Origin of the sequence: Stenotrophomonas sp. 2YAF22 (genome assembly GCF_052114665.1) — a bacterium.
Taxonomy (GTDB): domain Bacteria; phylum Pseudomonadota; class Gammaproteobacteria; order Xanthomonadales; family Xanthomonadaceae; genus Stenotrophomonas; species Stenotrophomonas indicatrix.
In genome coordinates, this window is sequence record NZ_JBFRFE010000121.1 from 1 (window position 1) to 8,438 (window position 8,438).

Consider the following 8,438-nt stretch of genomic DNA (forward strand, 5'->3'; position numbering starts at 1 on the left):
CATCTTTGCCGACAAGACCCAGCCGGGCAGCCTCGGCGCGGTCGCGTACGACGATGAAGGCGTGAAGTGCAAGCGCTGGGACCTGATCAGCAACGGCAAGCTGGTCGACTACCAGACCATCCGCGACCAGGCCCACATCCTCGGCAAGACCGAATCCGATGGCTGCTGCTATGCCGACTCGTGGTCCAGCGTGCAGTTCCAGCGCATGGCCAACGTGTCGATGGCGCCGGGCAAGTCGCCGCTGAGCGTGTCGGACATGATCAAGGACGTGGAGAACGGCATCTACATCATCGGGGATGGTTCGTTCTCGATCGACCAGCAGCGCTACAACGCGCAGTTCGGCGGCCAGCTGTTCTACGAGATCAAGAACGGAAAGATCACCCGCATGCTCGAAGACGTGGCCTACCAGATCCGTACACCGGAATTCTGGAATGCCTGCAGCGCCGTGGCCGATGAACGCGACTACCGCCTGGGCGGTTCGTTCTTCGATGGCAAGGGCCAGCCCGGCCAGGTCTCGGCGGTCTCGCACGGTTCCTCGACCGCGCGCTTCAACGGCATCAACGTCATCAACACCGCACGCAGCCTCGGCTGACCGGTCAGGAGCCCTTACACATGAGTATCTTCACCGAAGCCCAGGCCAAGGCCATCCTCGACAAGGTCATCGCCCTGTCCAAGGCCGATGAGTGCACGGCCGTACTGGCCGGTTCCATCAACGGCAACATCCGTTTCGCCCTGAACAACGTGTCCACCAGTGGCATCGTCGACAACACCGAGCTGGCCGTCACCGTGGCCTTCGGCAAGCGCGTGGGCACTGCCTCGATCAACGAGTTCGACGACGCCGCGCTGCAGCGCGTGGTGCGCCGCGCCGAAGACCTGGCCCGCCTGGCCCCGGAAAACCCGGAGTTCATGCCGGCCATCGGCAAGCAGACCTACCGCCCCAGCCCGACCTTCAGCGAATCCACCGCCGCCATTGATCCGGCCTTCCGCGCCAAGGTTGCCGCCGATTCGATCGCGCCGTGCCGTGGCAACGGGCTGATCGCTGCAGGCTTCCTCGAAGACGGCCAAGGCTTCTACGCCACGGCCAACAGCAACGGCAACTTCGGCTACCAGCGCAGCACCAACTTCGACTACACCTGCACCGTGCGCACCGAGGACGGCCGTGGCTCGGGCTGGGTGGGTCGCAACCTGAAGGATGCGGCCGACTTCAAGGCCGACCAGGACATCCGCATCGCGATGCGCAAGGCGACCGAGTCGCAGGAAGCCAAGGCACTGGAGCCCGGCAAGTACACGGTGATCCTGGAGCCGGCGGCGGCTGCGGGCCTGATCAGCTTCATGATGAACTTCTTCAGCGCGCGCTCGGCTGACGAAGGTCGCAGCTTCCTGTCCAAGAAGGGCGGCGGCAACAAGCTGGGCGAGCAGGTCTACGATCCGCGCGTGAACATGTATGCCGACCCGTGGCATCCGGATGCGCCGGTGCTGCCGTGGGATGGTGAAGGCATGCCGCGCGAGCGCATCGCCATCATCGAGAACGGCAAGATCGCCAACCTCGACTATTCGCGCTTCTGGGCGCAGAAGCAGGGCAAGACCGCCAAGGCCACGCCCGGCAACCTGCTGATGAGTGGTGGCGAGAAGAACACCGCCGAGCTGGTGCGTGGCACCCAGAAGGGCATCCTGGTCACCCGCACCTGGTACATCCGCATGGTCGACCCGCAGACCGTGCTGCTGACCGGCCTGACCCGCGATGGCACCTTCTACATCGAGAACGGGCAGATCAAGCACCCGGTGAAGAACTTCCGCTTCAACGAATCGCCGGTGATCATGCTCAACAACATCGAAGAGCTGGGCAAGCCGGTGCGCGTGGCCGGTGACGAGTCCAACTTCGTGATGATGATTCCGCCGATGAAGCTGCGTGATTTCACCTTTACGTCGTTGTCCGACGCGGTCTGATGGATCGCCGGGCCTGCCTGCGCTGGTTGGCCGCTGCCGCTTCGGCGGCGGCGCTGCCGGCATGGGCACAGGCAGGCCCGCGCAGTTCGCGCTACGACTTCTGGTTCACCCGCCTGCAGTACGACTCCGGTGACTGGGACGTGGACGCGCGCATGCCGTCCAATCTGATCACCTCGCTGATCGACTACACCTCCCTGCGGGTGGACCCGCAGGAACGGGTGGTGGCGTTGGCCGACCCGCGCATGCTGGAAGCGCCGTTCTGCTACCTGGCCGGGCACACCCTGGTCGAGTTCAACGCCGCCGAACGGCAGAACTTCGTGCGCTACGTGCGCAATGGCGGCTTTGTTTTCGTCGACGACTGCAACCACGACATCGACGGCCTGTTCGCCACCTCGTTCGAAGCGCAGATGGGCCGGCTGTTCGGGCCGAAGGCGCTGCAGAAACTGCCCAACAGCCACGCGCTGTACCGCAGCTTCTTCCGCTTCCCCGACGGCCCGCCCGCGACCAGCTTCGAGCTCAACGGCTGGGGCGATGACCTGGTGCACGACTACCTGAAAGGCATCGAGGTCGATGGCCGGCTGGGTCTGCTCTACAGCAACAAGGACTACGGCTGCGAGTGGGACTACGACTGGCGCAACAAGCGTTTCCTGGCCGAAGACAACACCCGCTTCGGCGTCAACATCGTGATGTACGCATTGAACAATTGAACGGACCACGCCCATGACCTCCCCCGACCTCGATTCCCTGCTGCCGCGCCTGCACGCGCTGCGCAGCGCCCTGGCCCACGCCGTGGTCGGCCAGCACACCGTGGTCGAGCAGCTGCTGATCGGCCTGCTGGCCGGCGGCCACTGCCTGCTGGAAGGCGCGCCGGGGCTGGGCAAGACCCTGCTGGTGCGCTCGCTGGGGCAAGCACTGGAACTGCAGTTCCGGCGTGTGCAGTTCACCCCGGACCTGATGCCCAGCGACATCCTGGGTACCGAACTGCTGGAAGAAGACCACGGTACCGGCCATCGCCATTTCCGCTTCCAGCAGGGCCCGATCTTCACCAACCTGCTGCTGGCCGACGAGCTCAACCGCACCCCACCCAAGACCCAGGCGGCGCTGCTGGAAGCGATGCAGGAGCGTACGGTCAGCTACGCCGGCACGACCTACACGTTGCCGGCGCCGTTCTTCGTGCTGGCCACGCAGAATCCGATCGAACAAGCCGGTACCTACCCCTTGCCCGAAGCACAGCTGGACCGCTTCCTGCTGCATGTGCTGGTCGATTACCCCAGCGAGGAAGAAGAGCGGCAGATCCTCGAACAGACCACCGGCGGTGCCACTGAAAGCGTGCCGAAGGTGATGGATGCCGAAGCGGTGATCGCGCTGCAGGCGGCGGTGCGCCAGGTGCATGTCAGCCCCGACGTGCTCGCCTGGATCACCCGCCTGGTCCGCGCCAGCCGTCCCGGCGAGGGTGCACCGGCGGCGATCAACCAGTGGGTGAAATGGGGCGCAGGTCCGCGTGCCGGGCAGTCGCTGGTGCTGGCCGCCAAGGCGCGCGCACTGCTGCAGGGACGCTTCGCCGCCACCCGCGAGGATGTGCAGGCACTGGCCGCACCGGTGATGCGTCATCGCCTGCTGCTGTCCTTCGCGGCCGAAGCCGAGCAGAAGCGCGCCGACGATGTGGTCGCCGCACTGCTGCAGGCCGTTCCCTTCCCGGGTTGATCCACTGGTGACCGCAGGCACGCCGCTGCTGCTGCCACCCGACCTGCGTGCGCGACTGCGTGCGCTGCGGCTGTGGCCACGCCTGGCCAGCGGCGCAAGCGGCATCGGCCAACATGCCAGCCGCAGCCGCGGCGCCGGCCTGGAGTTCGCCCAGTACCGCGCCTACGAGCCCGGTGACGAACTGCGCCAGATCGACTGGAAGCTGTACGCGCGCTCGGATCGCTTCTTCGTGCGTGAATCCGAGCGCGAAAGCCCGATCACCGTCTGGCTGCTGCTCGATGCCACGGCCTCAGCGGGCCAGTCCGACCGTACAGCGCCCGGACGCAGCCGCCTGGATCACATGCGGCAGCTGGCTGCCTGCGTGGTCGAGCTGGCGCTGCAGCAGGGTGATCGCTTCGGCCTGCTGGCGATCAACGGCGAAGGCCTGCAGCTGGTGCCGGCCGCGCATGGCGCGCGCCAGCGCGACCGCGTGCATCTGCAGCTGCATGCCCTGCAGGCGCGCGGCGCATGGCCGGCCGCAGAGCGGCTGCGACCGCTGTGGGAGCGCGTGCGCCCCGGCGATCTGCTGCTGGCCATCGGCGATGGCTTCGACGACGCGGGCATCGTGCTGCTGGAGCAACTGGCCAGCGCGCGCCGCGAAGTGATGCTGCTGCAGGTGCTGACCGCCGACGAACGCGATTTCCCCTTCGACGCAGGCCATCGTTTCCGCGACCCGGAAACGGGCGAGGAGCTGCTCGGCGATGGCGCCGCGATCCGCGCCGACTACCTGCAGCGCTTCGCCGAGGCCCGCGCCGCGCTGCAATCGCGGTTGCAATCCAGTGGCATCGCCATCGCCACCGGTTGGCTCGACCAGCCGCTGGACCAGCCGCTACAGGCGCTGTTCGGCCGCAGGGGCGGCGCATGAGCCTGCTGTTTCCGCTGGGCCTGGCCGCGCTGGCCGCATGGCTGTTGCCACTGCTGATCCACCTCGCCCGCCGTCATCCCTACACGCCGCTGGATTTCGCTGCGCTGCGCTGGCTGCGCGCCCAGGTACGACCGCGCCAGCGCATCCGCTTCGATGATTGGCCGCTGTTGCTGGTGCGCCTGCTGTTGCTGGCCGCACTGGCCCTGCTGCTGGCGCGCCCGGCGCTGACCGGTCCTGCGCCCGTGCCAGCAGCGTGGACGGTGGTGGCACCGGGCCTGGACGCGACCGCGCTGCGCGGCAGCACCGATGCGCGCAACTGGCATTGGCTGGCGCCGGGCTTCCCCACCATCGACCAGCCCGCGCCGGCAGACGCTGCTGCCCTGCCCAGCCTGCTGCGCGAGCTGGACGCGCAGTTGCCGGCCGGCACCGCGCTGACCGTACACGTACCCGATCCCTTGCCCGGCCTTGATGGTGCCCGCCTGCAGCTGTCGCGCGAGGTGCAGTGGCAGCCACACGCGCTGGCCGTCACCGCGCCGCCACACGCTTCCCCGGCACCACGCCTTCGAACGCGCAGCGATGCACCGGCGGCTGCGCTGCAATGGCTGGGCGCGTTGCAGCGCGCGTGGGGCACGCAACCATTGGCGGCCCCCCTGGCCGACGACGCGTTGCCTGCCCGCGGCGAGATCGGCGTATGGACCGCCACCGATGCGCTGCCTGGCTCCTGGCAGCGCTGGCTGCAGCAGGGCGGCACGGTGCTGACCGCTGCGAAACCGCCAGCGGGTGCACCCGTACTGCTGCGCGAAGCAGACAATGCACCGCTGCTGTGGCAGCAGCGCATCGGCCAGGGCCGCCTGCTGCATCTGCCCGGCGAATGGAACGTGGCCCGCAACAGTGCATTGCGCGATGACGGCCTGCCGCGCGACCTGCTGCAGGCCCTGCAACCGCCATCAACGCCGCAGCTGGGTGATGCGCAGGACCAGACACCACCCCAGGCGGCCCTGCCCGCCGCAACGCCGCCCCTGCGCGAACCCACCGCGTGGCTGCTGCTGGTGATCGTGCTGCTGTTCGCGCTTGAGCGCTGGATGGCGAGCAGCGCGCGACGCAGGGCTGCACCATGAAGGCGCTGCAACAGGCATGGCAGCGCGCACGTCGGCGCCGCGCGGCGATCACCCTGCTGCTGGGGCTGCCGTGGACGTTGGCGTCAGCGGCACTCGCGCTGCGCGTGTCCGGTTTCGATATCGCCTGCGTCGTGGCAACCGTGGCCCTGCTGATCATTGCGGCCGCAGCGACGATGCGCGCCCGGCAGCTGGACCGACGCTGGTTGCAGCGCAGGCTCGATGCCAGTGGCGCCAGCGAAGACAGTGCCGATCTGCTGTTTGCCGATGGCGCTGCGCTCAACCCACTGCAGCAGCGCCAGCGCACGCACGTGCTGGCTGCGCTTGAACACAACCTCCCCGAGCTGCGACCACGCTGGCCACGCAGGGCAGTGGCGCTGTGCTGGATTGGCGGCATCGCCGTCGCTGTGCTGGCACTGGGCTGGCCGCGCAGCGGCGCACCGCGCCCAACGGCGCCTGCCTCGCCGCAAAGCAGCGCCAAGGCCGGTCCATTGCGCCTGCAGTCCACTCGACTGCGCATCGACGCACCGGCCTACACCGGCCAACCCACGCGTACGCAGAACGCACTCGACGCCAAGGTCGCCGCCGACAGTCGCCTGTCCTGGTCACTGCGCTTCGACCGTGCACCCAGCAACGCCTGGCTGCAGTTCCACGACGGTCGACGCCTTCCGTTGCGCGAGCGCAATGGTGAATGGCAGGCGCAGGACGTAGCGCGTACCCCGGTGCTGTATCGCGTGGTCAGCGAACCGGCGCTGGCCGAAACCCGCCTGCATCGACTCGACGTGGTCGCCGACCGTGCGCCGACGGTGCGCGTGATCGAGCCTGCCACCAGCCTGGTGCTGGGCCCCCCCGGGCAACGGCAGTGGACGCTGCGCTTCGAGGCCGGCGACGATCATGGCGTCTCCGCGCGGGCGACGCTGTCGATCACCATCACCCAGGGCAGCGGCGAGAACATCACCTTCGTGCGCCGCAGCGTGACGCTCAGCGGCAGCGGCGAGGTGAAGGCACGGCGCTTTGCCCATACCCTTGATCTGGCCGCGCTGGGCGCACAGCCCGGCAACGATGTGATCGCCCAGCTGGAAGTGCGCGACAACCACGCGCCGGCAGCACAGGTCGGCCGCAGCAGCAGCGTGATCCTGCGCCTGCCCAGCGCCGAGGCCGTGCTCGGTGCCGAACTGGAAGGCCGCATCAAGAAGACCCTGCCCGCGTACTTCCGCAGCCAGCGGCAGATCATCATCGACGCCGAGGCGTTGATCCGCGAACGCCGGAGCGTAGCCGCCGATACCTTCGTCAAGCGCAGCGATGCGATCGGCGTCGACCAGCGCATCCTGCGGCTGCGCTACGGCCAGTTCCTGGGCGAAGAAAGCGAGGGCGCGCCGAAGCCACCGCCGACCAGCGACCTGCCCACCAGCGATACGCCGGCGGCAGACGCACACGATGACGATCATGAGCACGGTCACGGCGCCGAGGCCGGCGCACACGACGAGCACGGCCACGACCACGGTGGCGCAGCCAGCGGCAATGACACGCCACCGGTGTTCGGCAGCGCCACCGACGTGCTGTCCGAGTACGGGCATACCCACGACCACGCCGAGGCGGCGACGCTGCTTGACCCGCAGACACGCGCCACCTTGAAGGCCGCGCTGGACCAGATGTGGTCGGCCGAAGGCGAGCTGCGCCAGGGCCGCCCCGAGCAGGCCCTGCCGTTTGCCTACAAAGCGCTGGCGTTCATCAAGCAGGTGCAGCAGGCCGAGCGCATCTATCTGGCGCGCGTCGGCCCGGAGCTGCCGCCGATCGACGAGAGCCGGCGCCTGGGCGGCGACCGTGCCGGGCTGGCCAGCCGCGATCTGCCGCTGGCCGCGCGCACGCCGCCCGATCCTGCCGTCGTCGAGGCCTGGCAGCGATTGGGCGACGAGGACGGCACGCCCGATCTGGACATGCTGGCCGCCTGGCAGCAGCGCAACAACGCCTTCCTGCCCGATGCACTGGACCTGGCTGCCGCCATCGAACAACTACGCATCGACCCCGGCTGCACCGAGTGCCGGCAGCGCCTGCGCGCGCAGCTGTGGCGTGCACTGCAGCGGCCACTGCCGCAGGTGATGCGACGCCGTGCGGCCGATGCCATGGGGCAGCGCTACCTCGATGCGCTGCAGGCACAGCCATGAGCACATCGGCATTGAACGTGTGGGTCGCAGTGGCGCTGGCGCTGATCGTGCTGGTCGCCAGTGCGCGCCAGCTGCGTTCGCCCACGCAGAGGCGCGGCCGTCTTATCGCCGTGCTCACGCTGCAGGCGGCCGCCGCTGCGCTGCTGTACGTCTGCCTGCTGCCGCCCTCACAGCGCGCCTCCCTGGCCGGCCTGGTGGTGATCGGCGCCGGGGCCAACAAGACCGGTGCACTGCCCACCGGCGGCACCCGGGTGCTGCTGCCGGAAGCAACCGATATGGCCGGTGCAGCGCGCGTGCCGGACCTGGCCACCGCACTGCGCCGCTATCCGTCCTCCACGGTGACACTGATCGGTGCCGGCCTGGCCGCGCGTGACCGCGATGCCGCACTGCCCGCCGACACGCGCTGGCAGGCATCCTCTGCAGCCAACGGCTGGATCGCCCTGCAGCCGCCCGTGGACACCGCTCCCGGTGCGCGCTTCGACGTACACGCACAGGCACGCGGCGTAGACCGAGCGCAGGCCGAACTGCTGGACCCGGCCGGTGCCGTGGTCGATCGTGCAACGCTGGCAGAGGATGGCCGTGTACAGCTCAGCGGCGTCACCC

7 protein-coding genes and 1 pseudogene are annotated in these 8,438 nt (G+C 68.7%); all 8 read left to right on the forward strand.

Going from position 1 to position 8,438, the window contains the following annotated elements:
- Nucleotides 1-592, forward strand: a 592-nt coding sequence (locus tag AB4Y84_RS07100) for a TldD/PmbA family protein (RefSeq protein ID WP_442249930.1), incomplete at its 5' end; no start/stop codon positions are given.
- Nucleotides 593-612: 20 nt separating this feature from the next.
- Complete coding sequence (locus AB4Y84_RS07105; RefSeq protein WP_442243954.1) at nt 613-1,947, forward strand: TldD/PmbA family protein; 1,335 nt, start codon at nt 613-615, stop codon at nt 1,945-1,947.
- Nucleotides 1,947-2,654, forward strand: a complete 708-nt coding sequence (locus AB4Y84_RS07110) for a DUF4159 domain-containing protein (RefSeq protein ID WP_025876014.1) — start codon at nt 1,947-1,949, stop codon at nt 2,652-2,654. The genes AB4Y84_RS07105 and AB4Y84_RS07110 overlap by 1 nt, the downstream gene beginning before the upstream one ends.
- Before the next feature lie 13 nt (nt 2,655-2,667).
- A complete protein-coding gene (locus AB4Y84_RS07115; RefSeq protein WP_223497418.1) occupies nt 2,668-3,651 on the forward strand; it encodes an AAA family ATPase in 984 nt (327 codons plus the stop codon).
- Between the two features lie 7 nt (nt 3,652-3,658).
- Nucleotides 3,659-4,555, forward strand: a complete 897-nt coding sequence (locus tag AB4Y84_RS07120; protein WP_442243953.1) for a DUF58 domain-containing protein — start codon at nt 3,659-3,661, stop codon at nt 4,553-4,555.
- The gene (locus AB4Y84_RS07125; RefSeq protein ID WP_442243952.1) at nt 4,552-5,673 is read left to right on the forward strand and encodes a BatA domain-containing protein; all 1,122 of its coding nucleotides are present in this window, start codon (nt 4,552-4,554) and stop codon (nt 5,671-5,673) included. Before AB4Y84_RS07120 ends, AB4Y84_RS07125 begins: the two co-directional genes overlap by 4 nt.
- On the forward strand, nt 5,670-7,835 hold the full coding sequence (locus AB4Y84_RS07130; protein ID WP_442243951.1) for a hypothetical protein: 2,166 nt from the start codon (nt 5,670-5,672) through the stop codon (nt 7,833-7,835). Before AB4Y84_RS07125 ends, AB4Y84_RS07130 begins: the two co-directional genes overlap by 4 nt.
- Nucleotides 7,832-8,438: pseudogene (locus AB4Y84_RS07135) on the forward strand (hypothetical protein); the annotation flags it as partial. The gene AB4Y84_RS07130 and the pseudogene AB4Y84_RS07135, both read left to right, overlap by 4 nt.

What these genes read in the sequence shown, in the direction of transcription:
- AB4Y84_RS07105 (WP_442243954.1), top strand. Translation starts at nt 613, where the DNA reads ATGAGTATCTTCACCGAAGCCCAGGCCAAGGCCATCCTCGACAAGGTC.
- AB4Y84_RS07110 (WP_025876014.1), top strand. Translation starts at nt 1,947, where the DNA reads ATGGATCGCCGGGCCTGCCTGCGCTGGTTGGCCGCTGCCGCTTCGGCG.
- AB4Y84_RS07115 (WP_223497418.1), top strand. Translation starts at nt 2,668, where the DNA reads ATGACCTCCCCCGACCTCGATTCCCTGCTGCCGCGCCTGCACGCGCTG.
- AB4Y84_RS07125 (WP_442243952.1), top strand. Translation starts at nt 4,552, where the DNA reads ATGAGCCTGCTGTTTCCGCTGGGCCTGGCCGCGCTGGCCGCATGGCTG.
- AB4Y84_RS07130 (WP_442243951.1), top strand. Translation starts at nt 5,670, where the DNA reads ATGAAGGCGCTGCAACAGGCATGGCAGCGCGCACGTCGGCGCCGCGCG.